Source organism: Mangrovimonas aestuarii, assembly GCF_028767185.1.
GTDB classification, from domain to species: Bacteria; Bacteroidota; Bacteroidia; order Flavobacteriales; family Flavobacteriaceae; genus Mangrovimonas_B; species Mangrovimonas_B aestuarii.
In genome coordinates, this window is record NZ_JARACK010000008.1 from 87,968 (window position 1) to 109,504 (window position 21,537).

The 21,537-nt window shown below is 35.5% G+C and carries 18 protein-coding genes; 8 read left to right on the forward strand and 10 right to left on the reverse strand.

The genetic code is table 11. The annotated features are described in order from the left end of the window. Positions 1-31: 31 nt before the first annotated feature. Complete coding sequence (xerD, locus tag PWU04_RS11115; RefSeq protein WP_274476177.1) at positions 32-928, reverse strand: site-specific tyrosine recombinase XerD; 897 nt, start codon at positions 926-928, stop codon at positions 32-34. A gap of 206 nt (positions 929-1,134) precedes the next feature. On the opposite strand from xerD, the gene PWU04_RS11120 reads away from it, so the two are divergent. Beyond that, positions 1,135-1,758, forward strand: a complete 624-nt coding sequence (locus PWU04_RS11120; protein WP_274476178.1) for a porin family protein — start codon at positions 1,135-1,137, stop codon at positions 1,756-1,758. 102 nt (positions 1,759-1,860) lie between these two features. After that, complete coding sequence (aroQ, locus tag PWU04_RS11125) at positions 1,861-2,277, forward strand: type II 3-dehydroquinate dehydratase (RefSeq protein WP_274476179.1); 417 nt, start codon at positions 1,861-1,863, stop codon at positions 2,275-2,277. An 84-nt stretch (positions 2,278-2,361) separates the two neighbouring features. Here aroQ and PWU04_RS11130 read toward each other — a convergent pair whose 3' ends face one another. Then, complete coding sequence (locus PWU04_RS11130; RefSeq protein WP_274476180.1) at positions 2,362-3,918, reverse strand: M28 family peptidase; 1,557 nt, start codon at positions 3,916-3,918, stop codon at positions 2,362-2,364. A gap of 90 nt (positions 3,919-4,008) precedes the next feature. Continuing rightward, positions 4,009-4,938: a sterol desaturase family protein gene (locus tag PWU04_RS11135; protein ID WP_274476181.1), complete on the reverse strand. Its 930-nt coding sequence runs from the start codon at positions 4,936-4,938 to the stop codon at positions 4,009-4,011. A 58-nt stretch (positions 4,939-4,996) separates the two neighbouring features. On the opposite strand from PWU04_RS11135, the gene PWU04_RS11140 reads away from it, so the two are divergent. From PWU04_RS11140 to PWU04_RS11155, 4 genes are all read left to right on the forward strand, one after another. Beyond that, on the forward strand, positions 4,997-6,034 hold the full coding sequence (locus PWU04_RS11140; RefSeq protein ID WP_274476182.1) for an o-succinylbenzoate synthase: 1,038 nt from the start codon (positions 4,997-4,999) through the stop codon (positions 6,032-6,034). Then, the gene (locus tag PWU04_RS11145) at positions 6,031-7,002 is read left to right on the forward strand and encodes a CPBP family intramembrane glutamic endopeptidase (RefSeq protein WP_274476183.1); all 972 of its coding nucleotides are present in this window, start codon (positions 6,031-6,033) and stop codon (positions 7,000-7,002) included. Before PWU04_RS11140 ends, PWU04_RS11145 begins: the two co-directional genes overlap by 4 nt. Further along, on the forward strand, positions 6,884-8,065 hold the full coding sequence (locus PWU04_RS11150; RefSeq protein ID WP_274476184.1) for an AMP-binding protein: 1,182 nt from the start codon (positions 6,884-6,886) through the stop codon (positions 8,063-8,065). Before PWU04_RS11145 ends, PWU04_RS11150 begins: the two co-directional genes overlap by 119 nt. Before the next feature lie 87 nt (positions 8,066-8,152). Further along, positions 8,153-8,416, forward strand: coding sequence for a heavy-metal-associated domain-containing protein (locus PWU04_RS11155; protein WP_274476185.1), 264 nt, complete (start codon positions 8,153-8,155; stop codon positions 8,414-8,416). Between the two features lie 19 nt (positions 8,417-8,435). Here the strand turns inward: PWU04_RS11155 and PWU04_RS11160 are convergent, their stop codons facing one another. Beyond that, complete coding sequence (locus PWU04_RS11160; RefSeq protein WP_274476186.1) at positions 8,436-8,708, reverse strand: DUF4242 domain-containing protein; 273 nt, start codon at positions 8,706-8,708, stop codon at positions 8,436-8,438. A gap of 133 nt (positions 8,709-8,841) precedes the next feature. Next, positions 8,842-10,134, reverse strand: a complete 1,293-nt coding sequence (locus tag PWU04_RS11165; protein ID WP_274476187.1) for a glucuronyl esterase domain-containing protein — start codon at positions 10,132-10,134, stop codon at positions 8,842-8,844. A 225-nt stretch (positions 10,135-10,359) separates the two neighbouring features. On the opposite strand from PWU04_RS11165, the gene PWU04_RS11170 reads away from it, so the two are divergent. Beyond that, complete coding sequence (locus PWU04_RS11170) at positions 10,360-11,121, forward strand: SDR family NAD(P)-dependent oxidoreductase (protein ID WP_274476188.1); 762 nt, start codon at positions 10,360-10,362, stop codon at positions 11,119-11,121. A gap of 88 nt (positions 11,122-11,209) precedes the next feature. Here the strand turns inward: PWU04_RS11170 and PWU04_RS11175 are convergent, their stop codons facing one another. Together PWU04_RS11175 and PWU04_RS11180 are read right to left on the reverse strand one after the other, a co-directional pair. Continuing rightward, positions 11,210-12,634, reverse strand: a complete 1,425-nt coding sequence (locus tag PWU04_RS11175; protein ID WP_274476189.1) for an L-serine ammonia-lyase — start codon at positions 12,632-12,634, stop codon at positions 11,210-11,212. A gap of 133 nt (positions 12,635-12,767) precedes the next feature. Continuing rightward, positions 12,768-16,331 (reverse strand): choice-of-anchor I family protein, encoded by a 3,564-nt coding sequence (locus tag PWU04_RS11180; protein WP_274476190.1) that lies wholly within the window; start codon positions 16,329-16,331, stop codon positions 12,768-12,770. 262 nt (positions 16,332-16,593) lie between these two features. Between PWU04_RS11180 and dnaK the strand changes: the two genes are divergently transcribed. Further along, entirely contained in the window at positions 16,594-18,501 is a 1,908-nt protein-coding gene (dnaK, locus tag PWU04_RS11185) for a molecular chaperone DnaK (protein WP_274476191.1), read from the forward strand. 76 nt (positions 18,502-18,577) lie between these two features. On the opposite strand, the gene PWU04_RS11190 is transcribed toward dnaK, so the two are convergent. The 3 genes from PWU04_RS11190 to PWU04_RS11200 all read right to left on the reverse strand — a co-directional run bounded on the left by PWU04_RS11190 (position 18,578) and on the right by PWU04_RS11200 (position 21,024). Continuing rightward, positions 18,578-19,126: a hypothetical protein gene (locus PWU04_RS11190; protein ID WP_274476193.1), complete on the reverse strand. Its 549-nt coding sequence runs from the start codon at positions 19,124-19,126 to the stop codon at positions 18,578-18,580. 601 nt (positions 19,127-19,727) lie between these two features. Then, the gene (locus PWU04_RS11195) at positions 19,728-20,279 is read right to left on the reverse strand and encodes a hypothetical protein (protein WP_274476194.1); all 552 of its coding nucleotides are present in this window, start codon (positions 20,277-20,279) and stop codon (positions 19,728-19,730) included. Between the two features lie 196 nt (positions 20,280-20,475). After that, positions 20,476-21,024 carry a hypothetical protein gene (locus PWU04_RS11200; protein ID WP_274476195.1) on the reverse strand — a complete coding sequence of 183 codons (549 nt, stop codon included), beginning with the start codon at positions 21,022-21,024 and terminating at the stop codon, positions 20,476-20,478. Positions 21,025-21,537 lie beyond the last annotated feature (513 nt).

Here is a 21,537-nt window from a genome sequence, read left to right on the forward strand (position 1 = left end):
AATAAAAAAGCCAGCTTACGAGCTGGCTTTTTTATTGTCTTGGATGAAAATTGATTAGGGTTTCTTTTAAATGCTCTCTATCTACATGAACGTAGATCTCTGTTGTTGTAATGCTTTCATGGCCCAAAAGAAGCTGTATGGATCTTAAATCAGCGTTATTTTGTAGTAAATGGGTAGCAAATGAGTGACGAAACGTATGGGGAGATATACTTTTATTTAAACTTATTTTCTCTGCTAATTGCTTAATAATTGTAAATATCATAGCTCGAGTAAGCTGGCGACCTCTACGATTGAGAAAAAGGAAATCTTCATGACCAGTTTGAATTGGTAGTAATGGACGAATCTGCTTTCTGTAAATGTTAATAAATTTTTGTGTTGACGGCACAATTGGAACAAATCGTTGTTTGTCACCTTTACCTGTTACCTTAATGAATCCTTCTTCAAAAAAAAGATCTGATAGTTTTAGGTTAATTAGCTCGCTCACTCGAAGTCCGCAGCTATAAAGGGTTTCCAAAATGGCGCGATTGCGTTCGCCTTCTGGTTTACCCAGGTCTATTGCCGCTATCAGCCCGTTTATATCGTCTAAACTTAATGTATCTGGAAGTTTTCTTCCAATTTTAGGTGTTTCAATGAGATCTAAAGGATTTGATTCTCTGTAATCTTCAAATACTAAATAGTTGAAAAAACTCCTTAAGCCGGAAATAATCCTGGATTGTGATCTTGGATTTAACGTTTTAGCTAATTGGTAATTAAATTCTTGAATATGGTTGGTTTTTATCTCTATAGGTGAAACCGTTATATCATTAGTTTTGAGGTGTTTTATTAACTTTTCAATATCAAGAGCATAGTTTTCAACTGTGTTTTGTGATAAACCGCGCTCTAGCTTTAAGTATAGTTTATAGTCTTTTAAGGCATGCTCCCAATTCATAGTTTAAATATAGCAAAGGAAAAGAAATTGCTGTGGGTACAGTGTAATTTAAAGTAAACATTTCTGCAATGTGTCGGAAAGGTTAACTAACTGAGTGAGATAAAAAGCTAAACAAGGTAAGAATATATTTCAGTATAACAAATTTTTAATTTTTGATTGTTTATTTAATATTTGGACTGTTATTAACAAATAAAACTTAATCTATTATGAAAAAATTACTACTTAGTGCAGCTATGGTTGCATTTGGTTTATCCGTTAACGCGCAAGAGTTTCAATTTGGGGCTAAAGCAGGGGGGAACTTTGCTAATGTAGGAGGAGAAGGAGCAGAAGACTTAAGCATGAGAACAGCTTTCCACGTAGGAGGAGTTGCTGAAATTAAGTTCAATGACAAGTTTTCATTGCAACCTGAGTTGCTTTATTCTGCTCAAGGTGCAAAATCTGAATCTTCATATGAAGATTTTGGAATGACTGTAAAAGAGGAAACAAAGTTGAACTTAGATTATCTTAACGTGCCTATAATGGGTAAATATTACCTTATGGAAGGTTTTAGCGTAGAAGCTGGACCACAAATAGGTATGCTACTTTCGGCAAAGGCTGATATTGAAGCTAGTGCGGGAGGTGAATCAGTTTCTGAAGAATATGATCTTAAAGATGAAATGAGCACTATTGATTTTGGTGTGAATTTTGGTTTAGGATATAAGTTAGATAATGGATTGGCCTTTGGAGCACGTTACAATTTAGGGCTTTCAAATATTAATGATTTTGAAGGGTCTGATGATTTCAAAAATAACAATGGTGTAATCCAGGCTTCTGTTGGATATATGTTCTAAGAGTTATTCTTATAAAATAAAAAAGGGAGGCCATTGGTTTCCCTTTTTTTGTTTTTAAATTTCACAGTGAATGGTCTCAAACACTTTTTATACATTTACTTTATGAAAAAAATTATCATAATTAATGGTCCAAATTTAAATTTATTGGGCACACGTGAGCCCGATGTTTATGGGGATCTAACGTTTGAAGGCTATTTAGAGTCCCTTCGAGCTAAATACCCTGATATCACTATCGAATATTTCCAAAGTAATATAGAAGGAGAGCTTATTAATAAACTCCATGAGTTTGGATTTAATTATGATGGAATAATCCTAAATGCAGCTGCTTATACTCATACTTCAGTGGGTATTGGTGATGCCATAAAGGCAATAGAATCACCTGTTGTGGAAGTTCATATATCTAATACATTCTCTAGGGAAGACTTTCGCCATAAATCTTTTATTTCACCTAATGCTAAAGGGGTGATAATAGGGTTCGGATTGTTAGGTTATGAATTGGCTTTGAAAAGTTTTCTATAGCTTTTATCCAATTTAGAACATAGTATAAAACAAACAGCCTTTCAATTTTTATTGAAAGGCTGTTTGTTTTTCTGATGTTATTATTTATTCAGCTTTGTCAACTTCAAGTCTGCCATCTCTATTGGCTATTTCCCAAGCAGTGTAGAATATAAGTCTTGCACGTTCTTCCATCAGGTCATATCTAATCTTATCAGGCGTATCTGTAGGTTGATGATAATCAGCATGGGTCCCATTGAAATAAAATATAACAGGAATATTATTCTTTGCGAAATTGTAATGATCAGATCGATAATAGAAACGATTAGGGTCGTTATCGTCATTATAGGTGTAATCGAAATCAATATTAGTGTATTGGTCGTTTATTTCTTCTGAAAGTTCATGTAATTCCGTACTTAATTTGTTGGAACCAATCAGGTAAAGGTAATTTCTGCCACTATTTTCGTGCTTTGAATCTACGCGTCCAATCATATCTATATTTAAATCGGCAACGATGTCTTTTAAAGGGATAATTGGATCGAAATCGGTATAATATTGCGATCCTAAAAGACCTTTTTCCTCACCGGTAACATGTAAAAATAAAATGGAACGTTTAGGCGTATGACCAGAATCTACCGCAGCTTTAAAAGCTTCTGCAATTTCCAATATAGAAACAGTACCAGATCCATCATCATCGGCTCCATTATAAACTTTACCGTTCTTAACACCTTCATGGTCTAAATGGGCAGAAATAACCAATACTTCGTTGGGTTTTTCAGAACCCCTTATGAAAGCCAAAACATTTTCTGAAGTAAATGATTTAGAATTGTTTTGGTAATTTAGCTCAAAATGTATTTTTAAGGTTTTACTTTTACTTTCTGTTTCAATATTTGGCAGCATTGCATTGGCAAGTTTGTCATCAATCATAAGATAATACATTTCAGATGCTTTACCTTTAATTGTCATATTACTTCTTGATTTTCCGTAAATGGAAACACTCCTTTTAAAGGATTCTGGATAATAGAATAAAACAGCCTTTGCTCCCTTGGTGATGGCTGCTTCACGTTTAAAAGCAATTTCCTGATTGTATTTTGACCACTTTGAAGGCTTTTTGCTATTTGATATGACATAAGAACCGTCTACATTTTTAGGCTCTCCAGATTTTATTAAAACGACCTTACCGGTTACATCTAACCCATCATAACTTGAATAAGCATCGTCCTCTATACCATATCCGGCGTATATTATTTCATCACTAGAAAGATGTCCAGTTTCACTGGAAAGCAGTGATACAAAATCCTCTAACATGTTAAACGATTTTCCGTTTATAGATAGTTCGACCTCTGGGACTTCGACAATTTCTAAGGGCACTTCTTGAAAATAATCGTTTGGAGCAATAGGAGAGGGGATTCCCATAGAAACATATTGGTTCCTAAGATATTCAACAGCTTTTTTCTGACCTGGTTGCCCTGTCTCTCTTCCTTCAAATTCATCTGAAGCATAGGTGTATAAAGCTTCCTTAAGTTCTTGTGATGTTATTGAATTAGCATAAGAAACAGGAGATATTCCTTGTTGTTCATTAGTTGCAGTTGTTTGTTTTTTTTGTGAACTACCACAGCTAAACATTATAACCATTGCCCCTAATAGGATTGGTGCTTTTTTCATTTGATTTTTACTAAGATTTACTTCGGTATATATATTTTGTGTCGAAAATACAAAGGTGTTAAAAATTAACCTACAGGTTTTCGTATAACATTATGCAGATATATTTTTTTTAGGTGATTTTTTGAATTGGGATTTCTGCTCTAAGCGCCATTCTTTCCTTAATTCATTAGAAATTTTTCCTGTTCCGTCATGTTTCCAGCCTGGTGGTTTCACAAAGTATTTTAATCTATTGAGTGTTGACGCTCTTGTAACAAATACATCTTTAAACATTGCAATCCATTCGTGAAAAGCAATTTTAATAGGATTGTATGTATTAATGTTTTGTGTAAGACCATAAACTACTTTTTCCTCTTCTAACTCAGGCTGAAAAGTGCCAAATAGCTTATCCCAAATAATTAAAATGCCGGCATGATTTCTGTCTAAGTACAATGGATTGCTTCCATGATGTACCCTATGATGGGAGGGAGTGTTCATTACAGCTTCAAACCATTTAGGCATTTTGTCGATAGCTTCAGTATGGATCCAAAACTGATAAAGTAAGCTAACTCCCATTTGAAAGATTATCATAGCAGGATGAAATCCAATTAAAGGTAACCATAACCAGAACACGAACGAAAAGAAACCACCAGACCAAGTTTGGCGTAAGGCAGTACTCAAATTGTATTTTTGAGAGGAATGATGAACCACATGCGACGCCCAAAAAAAGCGACATTCATGGGAAATTCTATGAAACCAGTAATACGACAAATCATCAGCAAAAAATAGTAATATAAAACTCCACCAAGCTATTGGAAGGGTAAAAAGCCTGAAGTTCTCGTAAACCAATGTCAAGGCTATTATAACAATACCTTTACTAAGAAATCCTAAAAAAACATTTCCCAATCCCATAGCTATAGATGACAGGGCATCTTTAGTTTCGTAAGTTTTAATGTTTTGTTTATGAGTTACATATAGTTCAAGTGCCATTCCCAAAATAAAAAAAGGGATTGCATAGTGGATAAGATTTGGAAAATTAGGCATGTTGATATAAATTTTACATCAACTAAATTACGACATTTTTAAGTACTTTTGAAGTTATATGATATACGCAACCAACCATCAATATATCCTCAACTTTAAACAACCTGGAGGGACGTCACGAGGAGTGCTCAACACGAAAGAAACTTGGTTTTTATGTTTAGAAGGAGAAGACCGATTCGGAATAGGAGAAATAGGTCTTTTCAGGGGGTTATCGGCAGATGATAGACCGGATTTTGAACAAACCCTTAATTGGGTATGTAACAATATAAATTGGGGATTGGATAATCTCTTAGAGGAACTGGGGGACTTTCCAAGTATTCGATTTGGTTTGGAAATGGCCTTTAAATCCTATTACAGTGATGATGTTTTCGAGTTATATCCGTCAAATTTTACTAAAGGAGCTGAACAAATTCCTATTAATGGTTTGATTTGGATGGGCGATGAAACCTTTATGCAAAAGCAAATAGAATCAAGAATAGCGGCAGGGTTTAATTGCATAAAAATGAAGATTGGAGCTATTGACTTTATAACAGAATTAAACCTATTAAAGTCAATTAGGGAATCTTTCACTAAGAACGATATTGAATTACGTGTTGACGCCAATGGGGCTTTTGATACTGATGAAGCAATGAAAAAGCTGGAGGCATTAGCAAAATTTGACCTTCATTCTATCGAACAACCAATTAAAGCTGGGCAACATGATGCTATGGCTAAACTTTGTGAGCAGACACCGTTACCTATTGCTTTAGATGAAGAGCTAATAGGGATAAGTGCTGTAACAAAAAAACAAGAACTCATACAAACCATTAATCCGCAATACATCATTTTAAAACCAAGCTTAGTTGGTGGTTTTAAGAGTAGCAAAGAATGGATTGATATCGCTGAACAGAATAATTGTGGGTGGTGGATAACTAGCGCCTTGGAAAGTAATGTTGGGCTTAATGCTATTGCACAATGGACATATACTTTAAACAATAAAATGCCACAGGGTTTGGGTACAGGTAGTTTATTTACAAATAATTTTGATAGCCCTTTAACCGTTGAAAATGGAGGTTTAAAATATGATAAAACCCGAAACTGGACATTAGAATTATGATAAATTATATACAGCAAGCTTATAAGGGAGAAAATAAAGCATGGATGGTTGGGCTCACCATTTTTTTGGTAGCAGGATTGTTTATAGGAAATTTAATATTCTTTATTTTTTGGGGAGGAGATATTGATGTCGCCGAAGAGCAGCGCAAACTTTTGGAAATGATTCCTAGTAAAAACTTTTGGTTGGCAGCTAATCTGCTTCCTTTCGCTTTTTTGCTGGCCTTACTTTTTCTTTTGGTTAAATATCTTCATATGCGCAGTATTAGGTCGCTTACAACTTCACGTTCAAAGGTTGATTGGGGAAGAGTAGCTTTTTCTTTTAGTTTGATAGTTCTAATAACATTGATAACTTTTGCAATAGGTTATTTTGCAGACCCAGCATCGGTAGAATTGCAGTTTGATGCTCCTAAATTTATTGTTTTAATGGTTGTTAGCCTCCTGCTATTTCCTTTACAAATTGGTTTAGAAGAGTATCTATTCAGAGGGTATTTAATGCAACAAATAGGGATAATTGTAAAAAATAGATGGTTTCCTTTAATAGTAACATCGGTTATGTTTGGTGTGTTTCATGGAGCTAATCCAGAAGTAGCCGAAATGGGAGCAATAACCATGGTATTTTATATAGGTACGGGTCTTCTTCTTGGTATTATGACCTTAATGGATGAAGGATTGGAATTGGCTTTGGGATTCCATTTTGGAAATAACTTAATGGCCGCGATTTTAGTTACTGCTAATTGGTCTGCATTACAAACCGATGCTGTTTTCAGATATACTGCTGAGAAAGCAGATAACTCTATGTTTGAGATTGTATTACCTGTCTTGGTGTTGTATCCTATAATTTTATTAATCCTTGCAAAAAAATACAATTGGAGCAATTGGAAAGAGAAACTTACAGGACGTATCACTCTACCAGAAACAGAAGATGTTTCGACGGTCGGGGAAGAAAATAAAGTTATCAATAATTTATAATGCTGTGGATGAAAAGCCTAACTTCAATCTTGTACATCCTTTATTTAAATTAAATGGATTAGCATATTCTTTAGAAAGCTTAAAGTCTTTGGCTTATTACTTAGTTAAAGAAGGATTGGACTATGAAAAATCTATAGGAGACTTTCTTTTAAACTGGTTGGATGATAATGAAATGATTAAACTTCAAACTTCAGGATCCACAGGAATATCAAAGTCTGTTAAAATTAGCAAACAGGCCATGGTAAATTCTGCATTGGCTACTGGAGCTTATTTTAAACTTAATTCAAGTGATACAGCACTTTTGTGTTTGCCTGCTCAATATATAGCTGGAAAAATGATGTTGGTGAGAGCTATGGTTTTGGGTTTAGAGATAGACATAATAGAGCCTAGTTCTAACATTGAACTATTTAGACAGTATGATTTTGTAGCTATGGTACCGCTCCAGGTTCAAAATTCCTTGCCTGCTTTAAGTTATATCAAAACATTGATTGTTGGTGGTATAGCTGTAGATAAATCATTAAAAGAGCAATTACAGAACGTTGATACAAAAGTTTTTGAAACCTATGGCATGACCGAAACAGTAAGTCATATTGCAGTGAAACCCATAAACCATCAATCATTATCTCATTTTGATATTTTACCTGATATTACTATAGAAACAGATGAGAGAGGATGCCTTGTTATAATAGCACCCAAAATTTCAAAAGAACCAATTGTTACCAACGATATTGTAAAGATTCAAGATAAGGTAAAATTTGAATGGCTTGGACGATTTGATAATGTTATTAATTCTGGTGGGGTAAAGTTGTTTCCTGAACAAATCGAAGCACATCTCGAGGGAAAAATACAACAACGTTTTTTTATTGCTTCACAATTTGATTCTAAATTAGGGGAGTGTTTAATCTTGATTGTAGAGGGAGAGTCTTATAATTTACCAGATAACATCTTTGAGGATTTGGTTAAATACGCTATTCCTAAAAAAGTTTTTTTTGTCCCTCATTTTATCGAGACAGTTAGTGGCAAAGTTCAGCGACATAAAACAATAGCTCTATTAGAAGATTAATTTTCAATCTTAGGCTGTTCTAAGCGATCGTTTTGTGAAAAACTTTTGTAAATTAGTGAATCACTTCATTCACCAAAAAACTATACTATGGGCTTAATTTCAGAAAATGTAATTCCTGGTGATCACGGGAAAATATTTGGTACAGACGCTAAAACAGCAGAACAATTTGAAGTTTTAAAGAAAGCTGTAATGCGTGTAGATGGAGTTATCGATGTACAAATTGTACAAGGTACTGACCCCTACGAAATAGTAATTAGAACCAATAAATTGGTTAGCGTTATAGATGTTGAAAATGCTGTAAAGCATGTTGGGATGCATGCTATTCCTAAAGGCTGGTTTATTTGGCAATAATCTGTTCTTGAGTTTAATCCTATTCTGAAGTTGTCGGATCGATAATAGTAGCTATTTTACTAATTGAGTTAACAGGGAATCCACCTTGTTTTGCATGTTCTATAATCATATCCTTGTTTGGTGAAATGTATACACAATATATTTTATTATCAGCAACATAACTTTGTATCCACTGAATTTCTGGGCCCATTTCACGAAGAACATTACAGGAGGTTTGAGAAATAGCTTTTAGTTGTGCAGCAGTAGATTTACCAACATCTGGTATATCTCGCTCAATAACATATTTAGGCATGATGTAAAATGTATATAGTCCTACTCATATGGCTTTTCGGTTACGCCCCGTTTTTTGAATGGGTTCTGGACTCCATTTGTACTTAAATAAGGCTTTTTTAAGAGTAACTAATTTACAAATAAAATGCTGTTATTTAGTGGTTTTTGGTTTTGAAATGCAAGTTTGAAAATGCTATAAATTGTTCCCAATCGTAATATGTTACATCATGTTCTCCTTTACGGATATGGAAGCCTATAGTATTGCGAATTGGGCTGTGTAATGAAGGAGCAATCGGTGAGTCCAGTCCCTTTTTACCAAAAAGTCTATATACTGGTGTTGCGTAATATGCAGATAAATATTCTCCTTCAGGATCTGCCCATTCATCTTCACTGGCGCCAGAAAGATATAATGGACGTGGAGCTATTAAGCTTATCAACATGTGCTGATCAATGGGTAGTTCGAATTCATTGTTTTTGTACTGTTTAAAGTTGTCGCAGAACCAATGTGGGAAACGTCGATTAATATCTTTAATAGTTTCTCCATGCTGGCGTCGAAATAATGCTGCACCACCACAACCAGAACCATTGGCAATACACATTGCAAAACGTTGGTCTTGTGCAGCCGTCCAAAGGGCGGTTTTTCCGAGACGCGAATGGCCTACAAGTATGACTTTTTTGCTGTCTATATCAGAATCAGTTTCAAAGTAATCCATCACTTTGCTTAAACCCCAGGACCATGCTGAAATTGCACCCCATTGAGATGCATCTGGTTTACTTTGACCATTAGCATATAGTAATGAATGGATTCCATTACTAAAATCATCAAAATCTGGATCAATATCGTTATAGCATAATGTAGCCAATCCATAGCCTGCCTCAAGAAGTCGCTTAACAGGCCAACGATAATTACGAGCACCACGGGCAACTTCGTTGGAGGTATTGTTTTTTATATTCAAACTGGATTTGTTCTTTACCCATGTTGTAGTAAGTATGATTTCTGGGTCATTAAGAATGGTATGATTTCCATAATAATTATACCCAAGAAAAATGGGTGCTTTTGGATTGTTTTTAGGTAAATAAATCAATAGATAGGCTGTAAGGGTCTTACCATTGTTTTTAAAATGTAATGCTATTTGTTTTCTCGTGGCTAAATCATTTAGAGCTGAGTTTGATTCTTCTATGGTTACTTGTGAAGAAATGCCTATGTCATATGGGACAGCACCATAAATAGTCTCTTCGAACATGGAGAGGATTTCTGGACGTCTTTTAGTAATCCACTGCTCTTTAGTTTTAATAGGTGTACCATCAAAATATTCTAAGGTTTTTGGTAATTCTTTCCCCAAGGCTCTATAAGTTTTATGGTGTTTAGAGCTTTGACTTAATGCTATTCCGGTTATCAATGCTATTAAGACTATAATCGTAATATGTTTCTTTGACTTAATAACCATAATGGATAAATAATTTGTAATATCTTATCATTAAATTAACTAATTGAACCTTGAGTATGAAGTATTTTGGTTAAATGGTGGGATATATTCGATTAGTAAAATTTGATTTATTATATAGTGTAATGGGATATGAATGTTTTGTACAGCCCATTTAGAAATATTATTCGAGAATACTATTTGGATTATATAATCAATTGTTGAATAAACAGATAAAATCATAGAGTTATGAGTAACAGTAAAATAGTAATGATAACAGGAGGGAGCCGTGGATTAGGAAAGGACATGGCGCTTTCAATTGCAAAAAAGGGTTTAGATATTGTTATAACCTATAATAGTAATGATGATATGGCTAATAGAGTGGTAAAGCAAATTGAGGATTTAGGGCAAAAAGCAATAGCGTTACAATTGGATGTAAGTGATTCCGGTAACTTTCCAATGTTTTTTGAAAAACTTCAGAAAGAAATAAAGGATAAATTTGGTACAGATAATATAGATTACTTAATAAATAATGCTGGAACGGGAGTACATTGTAATTTCTTAGAAACAACAGAAAACCAATTAGACATTATGTATAACATTCATTTAAGAGGTGTGTATTTATTTACGCAAGCAGCCTTAAAAATCATGAATGACGGTGGAGGAATTGTTAATGTTTCTAGTGGTTTAACGCGCTTTGCTATTGAAGGATATTCGGCATATGCTGTTATGAAGGGTGCAATTGAAACCTTAACTAAATATCAAGCAAAAGAGTTGGGAAATAGAAAAATACGAGCCAATGTGATTGCTCCGGGAGCCATTGAAACAGATTTTGGAGGAGGTGCCGTTCGTGATAATGAACAGTTGAATACTTTTATTGCTTCCAATACGGCTCTTGGGCGTGTAGGATTACCAGGTGATATTGGTAGTGTTGTTGCATTTTTGTGTACGGACGATGCCAAATGGATAAATGCTCAGCGAATAGAAGTATCAGGCGGGCAAATGATATAAAATGAAAGGTAAATTAATATAGATAAAAAAGCTGCTTAGGTAGCTTCTTTTTTTTTTTGTATTAAGCTACATCTCCTTTATTATAATTCTAACAATCAGATAAATGAACCCCAACAGCTAAACCACCTTCAGAGGTTTCTTTGTATTTCGAGTTCATATCCTTGGCGGTTTCCCACATGGTGTTTACTACTTTGTCCAATGGAACTTTTACGTTTTTAGGGTCGGTATCCAAAGCCAGTTCGGCAGCATTTATAGCTTTTATGGCCCCCATGGAGTTACGCTCAATACATGGTACTTGAACTAATCCGCCAATAGGGTCACAGGTTAGTCCTAAGTGATGCTCCATTGCGATTTCAGCAGCCATAAGTACTTGCTCTGGTGTTCCTCCCATCAATTCGGTTAAAGCTCCAGCAGCCATAGCTGACGAAACGCCTATTTCCGCCTGGCATCCACCCATTGCAGCTGAAATAGTAGCACCTTTTTTGAAAATACTTCCAATTTCACCAGCAACTAGCAAAAACTTCTTAATATGCTCAAAATCAGCTTCGTGGTTTTCAATAACCATATAGTACATTAACACTGCTGGAATAACTCCAGCACTTCCATTTGTAGGCGCTGTAACAACGCGCCCCAATGAGGCATTAACTTCGTTTACTGCTAGTGCGAAACAGCTAACCCATTTTAAAATCTGACGAAACTTTACTTCTGTCTTTCTAATAACTTCCAACCATTCATGAGGATTGTTGTACTGTAAGTCACCTTTGAGCTTTTGGTGCATATCATAAGCACGGCGTCTTACATTTAATCCCCCTGGTAAAGTGCCTTCTGTATGACAACCTGTATACATACATTCTAACATGGTGTCCCAAATACGTTTTAGTTCATGATCAATGGTAGTCATGTCACGTAACGACTTTTCATTTTCGAGAACAACATGAGATATTGGAAGATTAAGTTGATTACAAAACTCCAGTAACTCAGTTCCTTTTTGTATAGGATAGGGAAAGGTCTTTTGAAGAATCTCTTTATTCTTTTTAGAGTTTTTACGTTCCTCTTTTACAACAAATCCGCCACCTATGGAGTAAAAAGTGCTTTTAGTCTTTTTGTGGCCAATAAATCCTGTAAAAGTTAGAGCATTGGCATGGAATGGTAAAAACTCCCTGTTAAAAACAATATTTTCCTTGTAATCAAAAGGAAGGTTTTTTTCACCATTAAAAGGTAATTGTTCATTGGTTTTAATGTCTTCAATAATTTGGTCGATGTTCTCAACAGGTACTCTTTCAGGATCAGCTCCCGTTAATCCAAGCATAACTGCTAAGTCTGTAGCATGACCTTTTCCAGTAAGTGATAAAGAACCGTAAAGGTCAACATGTACTTTGTCAATCTTGTCAAACTTACCAGAGTCCTTAAGCTCTTCAATCCATCTTTCAGCAGCGCGCCAAGGTCCTAAAGTGTGCGAACTTGATGGTCCGACACCAATACTAAGCATGTCAAAAACAGAAATACATTCCATATTACGAAAACGTTTTAGGGTGTTGCAAATATAAACGAACTTTCGATGAAAGAAACCAATAAAATAACGATTATTTAATCAAAAAAAGCACCAATACAATTGGTGCTTTTTATAAGGTTTTTGATGCCTAAAGTTATTTTATCACAACTTTAAAAGAGGCTCCTTTATCTGTTTTTAATATATAAGTTCCGGCATTGATTTGCGGTAGATGTAACGCATGAACTTCTTCTTGTTTCAATACTAATCTACCTTGCAAATCATAAAGTGATACATTGGCTTTTTCGCTTAGGTAAAGTACTTCATTCGATTGTACTGGGTTAGGATAAACCTTAAAAGAAGTATTGTCCATTATAGCATTAGGTGTTCCCAAATTTTCAGTGGTAACAGTATAAATGCTTACAGTAGCACTAACTTCATTAGAAAGTATAATCAAACCTTCTCCGTTAGGGCTGTTTTCTGGAGTAATGTAAATAATGCCTTCCGGGCCTAAGTCGCCTCCTTCGTCTTCTCCTAAATCTCTATGATTAGCATAGTTTTGGAATAAAGCATTTGTTGGGTTTGAGACATTGTAAGTCATAAATCCGCCAACGCGTTCTAAAGTAATAAAAGCATAATGTTCTCCATTAATTTCAGCTACTATAATTCCCTCTGGTTCTGGCCCTTTATTGTCGCTACGATTCTTATAGTTGTTATTGGAGTTACTAGCATTAAAAAGATTACCGAATGTTGGGTCTGCAGCGGTGTAGCGCTCAAAGTCATCACCACTATCATAGACAAGGGCCCCAGTAGTAGCATTCCAAATACTGAATGAACGTGATCCTAAAACATGGATTTCATCGAAATCGCCATCATTGTCAATGTCTCCAGTAGCATTGGTAACGGTTAACCGACCAAGGTTGGTTTCCATTTTTAATGCTTCAGCGTTAGGAAAGACTGTTGGGTCGAGGACATAATCGCTATCGCTTACTCTAATTTCTTCTTCTAAAGCATCATATTCACGAGCATCACCTTCATTTGCTGTAACAACATAATCTACACCGTTTACGCTGTAGTAGGCAATAGCATCTGGCATATACATTCCCTTAACTGGCCAGTTTGCCATAAAAATAAAATCGGTATCGTCACACGTATCCAGAGTATTATTCTCTAAACTGTGGTCTTTTAATCCAAGAGGAAGAATATCTGTAACAGTATTATTTGTTAAATCAACTTTAGCTATAGCGTTATTTTCCTGAAGTGTCACCCAAGCTGTTTGGGAGTCACTGGAAAAAGTAATGTACTCTGGCTCTAAGTCTTGAGAAACTGTTGATCCAGGTCCAAATATACGTACATTGACACTTTGCAAACTCGCTAATTGGCTGTTGAAAGCGTTAAAGTTTATGGAAGTAACATCGGTTTGAATAATATTCCCTAATCCGGAAGTAACATCAATTAACGATAAGCTTCCTTCAGGATCTATACTGTAATCGGTATTTGGTTGCCCTTCGTTGGCCACCATAAGTTTAGTTCCATCTGGTGAGAAAGTCAACATGTCAGGAAGGTTTCCAACGGTTACTGACGAAATGTTAGTTCCGTTAATATCCATAAAAACAACATGACCATCTGCAGTTGGACCATTTGAAACAGTTGCGGCTACCAAACCATTATTATAAGCAATATTTGTAGGACCCTCGGTTCCATAAGACGATAAATCTATGGATGTAATCGTTGAAATATTGTTTAGGTCTGTTAGGTTTAGGATTTCAACGGTTTTTCCAACAGAGTTTAACACAAACAATCGTTTAGATATAGGGTCGAAAGCTGAAATTTCAGCAGATCCAGTTGGTGTAACTTGATAATTTGTAAGGTAATTGATTTCTAAACCTGAAGTAGGGTAGCTTAATATAAAATCGTTATCTGTAATATATACACCAGTTTTTTCATATGCTCCTAAAGAAGCATTTACTGGATTTGCAAGCTCAAGAAGGAACATTTCATCAGATTCGACATCTGTATCATCAGAAATGAGAATGTTCAGGTTTATACTCGTTGTATTAGCAGAAATAGTAAGTGTTTGAGGTATAAATGTAAAATCGGTTGTTTGGTCGGCAGTTATAAGGTCGTTTACCAAAACTACATCTACTGTAATATCACTACTATAAGCCGATGATATTTCTACAGGAATGCTTACAGTATTACTTCCTTCGTTAACGTTGTAAGTTGAGCTACCAAATGTGATTTGTGGCAAAACGTTGGTTACAGGGCTGTATACACCAGGAGAAGCAAAAACATTTTCACCCAAGGACTGCCCTGCAAGGTTTGTTGCAGATGTCCAATTGGTACCTTCATTAAAGTTATTTGAAGGGTTTAACAGTTCGAGTGAAGGACCATCTCCATCGGCATCTGTTGGCCATGGGGCATCATCACTATATTCCATAGTAAAGATCACAGTATTCTCTGTGTTTATTATTTGAAGAGTTTCACCTCCATTACCTAAAGCATTGGAAATTCCTTGAGGCATATCTAAAAACGTTTCACCGTAGAAAATATCTGCTGTGGTTTTATCTGTAGCCAAAAGAACAATTCCTTCAGAAGCTATTGTCATTTCGGGAAAAGTAAATACAAAGTTCCCTTCATCCATAATTTGAATACCTCCTAAGGAAAGCGTATTGCTACTATTGTTGTAGATTTCCAAAAATTCTAAAGCATCTGAGTCATCCGAAGGTGCGTTATACATGATTTCAGTGATTATTAATCCAATAGATGTATTGTTATAAAACAAATCATTACTAGTAAAAGAGTTTTCTTGAAGGTTGTTTTCTAAGTCTTCGATATTGCTTACTGAAAGAGTGTAGGCAGTTCCTGTTGTCAATCCACTGTGGGTTATAGTCGTCGTATTGCTGGAATTATCATAGGTAATGGATGAAATGGTCATTACAGGTGAAAAACTGTAATTAGAAATATTTTCTGCGGAAGTTTGTGTCACTTCTTCACTGAATACGACTTCAATAGTTGTAGACGATGTTACATTGGTAGTTGCAACGGTAGGCGCAGTAGTGTCTTCATTAGAGATGGTAAAAGATGTTGCATTAAACGGTACGTCTGGAGCAATACTGTCATCGTTTTGGTCACCACTACCATCTTGAAAATCATAGTTTGATAAATTGTTAAGAGCAAGTAAATAACCATTAGCGTCCAATCCTGTCCTTGGTCCGTTATAAGCTCCGATATCAGTTCCGTCAGGGTAAGTAATGGCAGTTGTACCATCTATTAATCCAGTATTCTCCAATGTGCCATAAGCTGAGGATGCATTGGCAATGGCGGCAATAAAGGTAGTAGGAGTTAGGGGAGCAGTTCCTGAAAATGCAAAAATAGCTTCAGAACTCCCTGAAATTCCTCCTGGAACCCCTACAATGTTTCCATGGGATACTGATGCCGTGGCACTGATAGTGCTAAATGTAATTACTGTACCGGCAGGAATGAGTGCTGCTCCCGACTGCCAAGAGAAATTATTTTCGTCTGTTCCAAATTGGGAGCCATCCCATTCAGAATCTGTAAAGTAAACGGTTGTGTTTGCTGGAATATCGACAAATGTCACCATTGCGAAATCATCGTCAGCATCGGCGTTCATAGCTATAAAAGCCATGTCGCCAATATTAAGTTGAGCATGAATAAACTGCACGATTAACAATACAGGCAGTAGTAATAATTTTTTCATAATAATTTGGTTGATGTTTAATTGAAGCGAAAATAGATTTAGATAACTATTTTGAAATCAATCAACCATTAAGGAATTTAGTTTGTTCTTTATTAAAAGGTTGTCGTAATGTTATGGACGTAACAATGAATTAACCTGGAAGTAAAAATAAGTTTCTGTCAGCTTGTCAGTTTTTTTGTCATGGCATAGTCATTGACTAATACCTACCGAATTTAAAACGAATTATTCGACACTGTAAATAAAAAATAAAGTCTATAAGATTATGAGTAAAATTATTGGAATCGATTTAGGTACAACTAACTCTTGCGTTTCTGTAATGGAAGGTAACGAACCTGTTGTAATCCCTAACGCAGAAGGTAAGCGTACCACGCCATCTGTTATCGCTTTTGTTGAAGGTGGTGAAATTAAAGTAGGTGATCCTGCTAAGCGTCAAGCTGTAACTAACCCAATGAAAACGGTTTATTCTATTAAGCGTTTTATGGGTAACAAATATTCTGAATCTCAAAGAGAAGCAGACCGTGTACCTTATCAAGTAGTAAAAGGAGATAACGATACGCCTAGAGTAGATATTGATGGTCGTTTGTATACTCCTCAAGAACTATCGGCTATGATTCTTCAAAAAATGAAGAAAACAGCTGAAGATTATTTAGGTCAGGATGTAAGCGAAGCAGTAATTACTGTACCTGCTTACTTTAACGACTCTCAACGTCAAGCTACGAAAGAAGCTGGTGAGATTGCTGGATTAAAAGTACGTCGTATTATCAACGAGCCTACAGCTGCTGCTTTGGCTTACGGATTGGATAAAAAAGGAACAGATCAAAAAATCGTAGTATTTGATTTTGGTGGAGGTACTCACGACGTTTCTATCCTTGAATTAGGTGATGGTGTATTTGAAGTATTGTCTACAGATGGAGATACTCACTTAGGAGGTGACGATGTAGATGAGAAAATCATCAATTGGTTAGCAGAAGAGTTTAAAACTGAAGAAGACATGGATCTTCGTAAAGATGCTATGGCTCTTCAACGTTTAAAGGAAGCTGCAGAGAAAGCTAAAATTGAGTTGTCATCTTCAGCACAAACTGAAATCAACTTACCATATATCACAGCTACTGCCAGTGGACCAAAACACTTGGTACGTACGTTAACACGTTCTAAGTTTGAACAATTAATCGACGATTTGGTAAAACGAACTATCGAGCCATGTCGTACAGCGCTTAAAGCTGCTGGATTGTCAACTTCAGACATCGACGAAGTGATCCTTGTTGGAGGTTCTACACGTATCCCTGCAGTACAATCTGCAGTAGAAAGCTTCTTCGGTAAGGCACCTAGCAAAGGTGTAAACCCAGATGAGGTTGTAGCAATTGGAGCAGGTATTCAAGGTGGTGTATTAACTGGAGATGTTAAGGATGTATTACTATTAGATGTAACGCCTCTTTCTCTAGGTATCGAAACTATGGGTAACGTAATGACTAAGCTTATTGAAGCTAACACGACAATCCCTACTAAAAAATCACAAGTATTCTCAACAGCTGCAGACAATCAGCCTTCAGTTGAGATTCATGTGTTACAGGGAGAACGTCCTATGGCTGCCGATAACAAAACTATTGGTCGTTTCCACTTAAGTGATATTCCACCAGCACCAAGAGGTGTTCCTCAAATTGAAGTAACTTTCGATATTGATGCTAACGGTATTATTCATGTAACTGCTGCTGATAAAGCTACTGGTAAATCTCAAAACATCCGTATTGAGGCTTCTTCAGGATTGACAGAAGAGGAAATCCAAAAGATGAAGCAGGAAGCTGAAGCAAATGCTGAAGCCGATAAGCAAGCTAAGGAAAAAGCTGATAAGCTTAACGAAGCGGATGGAATGATCTTCCAAACAGAAAAACAACTTAAGGAGTTTGGCGATAAATTATCTGATGATAAGAAAAAACCAATCGAAGATGCATTGGAAGAGCTTAAGAAGGCATACGAAACTAAGGATATCGCTGTTATCGATCCGGCTTTAGAGAAAATCAACGAAGCTTGGAAAGCTGCTAGTGAAGAAATGTACAAGGCACAAGCAGAAGGACAACAACAAGACGGAGCACCAGATGCAGATGCCGGACAAAGTGGTCAGGCTAATGAAGGTAGCGACGTAGAAGATGTAGATTTTGAAGAGGTGAAGTAATTCATTTCCTAAAATAATAAAAGCGCGGCTGATGAGGCCGCGCTTTTTTTTTGTTTGAAGGTAGTGTTTAAATTGGTTACCTTATCATATTACCGTTAATGTCGATTTTAAGGTTTTTACGTTCACTATCTTTTCTAACCTGAACCTTGTAAACTTTTTTTACATCCTTATCGTGGTAGTAGGATACTAAATAGGAGTCTTTATGCAATTTCCATCCTGGAAATTTCTCGAACACTGCGTTTCTTACTTCAGCAGGCAAAGCAAGATCTGTGAAATTTTCATACGATCTTAAGATTTTTCCATCACTATCAAAAGTAGCAACGATTCTTCCTTTTCCACCGTTTTTTTCCTTGAAAACAACTTCATAGGCCTCTAACCCAGAATCAAATTCTGGAGCTTCAGTAATGTCAAATCTAGCGGCATGACCTTCAAGATCTCTTACTCTAGTAGGAGTGTTTGCATCAACAACCTTGTTAATGTAGCTAAGATTAAGTGGGTTCACTTCAATATTGTTGGTGGAAATCACAACATCCTCTAATGCAACGGCTCCAATTTTACCGTTTGTTTGTGCGTGAGTTAGGCTGGCAAGACCTAAAAATATTAAACCAATTAAAAGTGCTTTCATAACTAATAGATTTTTAAGGTTTAACAGAAAGTACATTTCAAAGGTACTTGACATAGGTTGATTTTGTAAGAGTGTAAGTTCGGGTTTTAAAATCAGGTGTTTCTACGTAGGGTATTTTACGATGAGGAAGGGATATTTTAGATAGTAAGCAGATCAAAAAATCATTAAATTAAAAGTCAGCTGAGTTTCGTTTAATATATTTATGTTAGGAGTTTATTAAAACGCAAAACTCTATTGGTCGTTTTTACTTGAGTGAAATTCCTTAAGAACCAATAGGAGTTCATTCATTTGAAATAATTTTCGATATCAATCTAACTACTGCTTATAAAGTTAATGGAAAATCTTAAAACATTCATGTTCAATTGTCATCAGGAATGACATATGAGGAAGTACAAATGATGGAGAAGGGAAGCTAAAGCAAAACAAACAGAAAGCAACAACAGGCCGAGGCAATAGGTACAGATACCGATTAAAGTAGTTAGGCTACTGATGTTAGCGATTTAGAAAAGGTGAAGCAATTCATTTCCTAAAATAATAAAAGCGCAGTTGATTGGACTGCGCTTTTTTGTTTGTGGTTAGAATGAAATGGGTGAGTGGTTGGTTACATCATGTTCCCGTCAATATCCAATTTTAGATTTTTCTTTTCGTCACCCTTAGTAATTTGTACTTTGTAAACTTTTTTCACATCTCTATTGTGGAAGTAAGATACTAAGTAAGCGTCTTTTTGTAATGTCCATCCAGGGTGAGCTTTAAAGACAGCATTTCTAACCGTAGGAGGAAGTAATAAATCTGTGAATTTTTCATAGGACCTTAGAATTTTACCATCACTATCGTAAGTGGCTACAATTCTTCCTGTACCACCATTACGTTCCTTGAATATTACTTCATAAGCTTCATACCTAGAATCAAACTCTTCAGTTTCTTTGATATCGAAACGTGCAGCATGACCTTCTAAATCTCTCACTCTTGTTGGAGTGTCTTCATCAACTACTGAATGAATGTAGCTGAGGTTTACTGGTAAAACTTCAATGTTGTCAGCTGAGATTACAACATCCTCTAGAGCAACGGCTCCAATTTGTTCATTAGACTGAGCCTGTGTTTTTGTTAGGCTGGTAAGACCTAGTAGTACTAAACCAATTAATAGCGTTTTCATAACTGTTGTTTTTTGAATGATGAATTATTGTTTTTATTGATGATTTTTGCATATAAAATTTACGACGAAGGAAATAACATAAAACTTCGGATGTGATTAAACTGTTTATTTAAGCGGTTGATTAAGCCGCTGTAATTATATGATATAGGAATAAACCAGTTACTAAAAGATAAACATAAGGTTGTTTAAGGAAATTTTATTTTAACTTCCCGTTATCGTCAATACCTATTTTTAGGTTTTTACGTTCATCTCCTTTTTTAATTTGTATTTTATACACTTTGTCAATGTCTTCCCCGTGATAGTAAGATACAAGATAAGTGTCTTTATAGATTACCCAACCAGGGTATTCTCTTGTCACTTTACTTAGTATCGCTCTAGGTAACATTAAATTTGTGAACCTTTCATAGGATTTAAGAATTTTTCCTTCACTGTCGTAGGTTGCAACAACTCTTCCTTCACCTCCGTTATCTTCTTTAAAAATAACCTCATAAGCGTCAAATTTTGAATCGTATTCGTCTGCTTCAGTAATGTCAAATCTTGCAGCATGACCTTCAAGGTCTCTTACTCGAGTAGGAGTATCATCATCTACAGCCTTATGGATATAATCCAGGTTTACTGAATTAACAGCAATGTTATCGGAGGAGATAACAACATCCTCTAAAGCAACTGTCCCTACGGGATCGTCTTGTGCATGAACTAGGCTATAAGAGCCTATTAAAAAAATACCAATTAATAGCGTTTTCATAGTGTTTCTTAATTTAGGATTAAACAAAAAGGTTAATGCGATTATAAAATGGCTATGAAAGTGATGGCAATTTTACTACTTGTAACTCTTTGGGAAAGTTATAGTATGTTACAGTAGGTTATGATAGGGTAGTTATAAGTTAGTTAATTGCTTAAAACTTCATTTACAATCACACCTAAAGGTACTCATTTAGAGGGCTGTATCACAGCTGTTTAAGAATGTTTTATGATAAGATTGTCAGTAAATTATGAATTGAATCGTTTCTTTTAAGAAGATATTAGAACTTATTATTGATTTGAAGTATTTATAATTTCAAAAAGCGCAATTAATTATCGATATGAGTTACTGTTTTTTTATACGGCTGAATAATAGTTGGTTAGGTTTTTTTTGTATCTTTAAAGATATCCTATACACCCCAATTAATAGCAAATTTGATATACGAGGTTTAGGCCTCAAGACATTGATTAATAGCTCAATTATTGTCTTGCGCCAATTTCTATTGTAATACATACA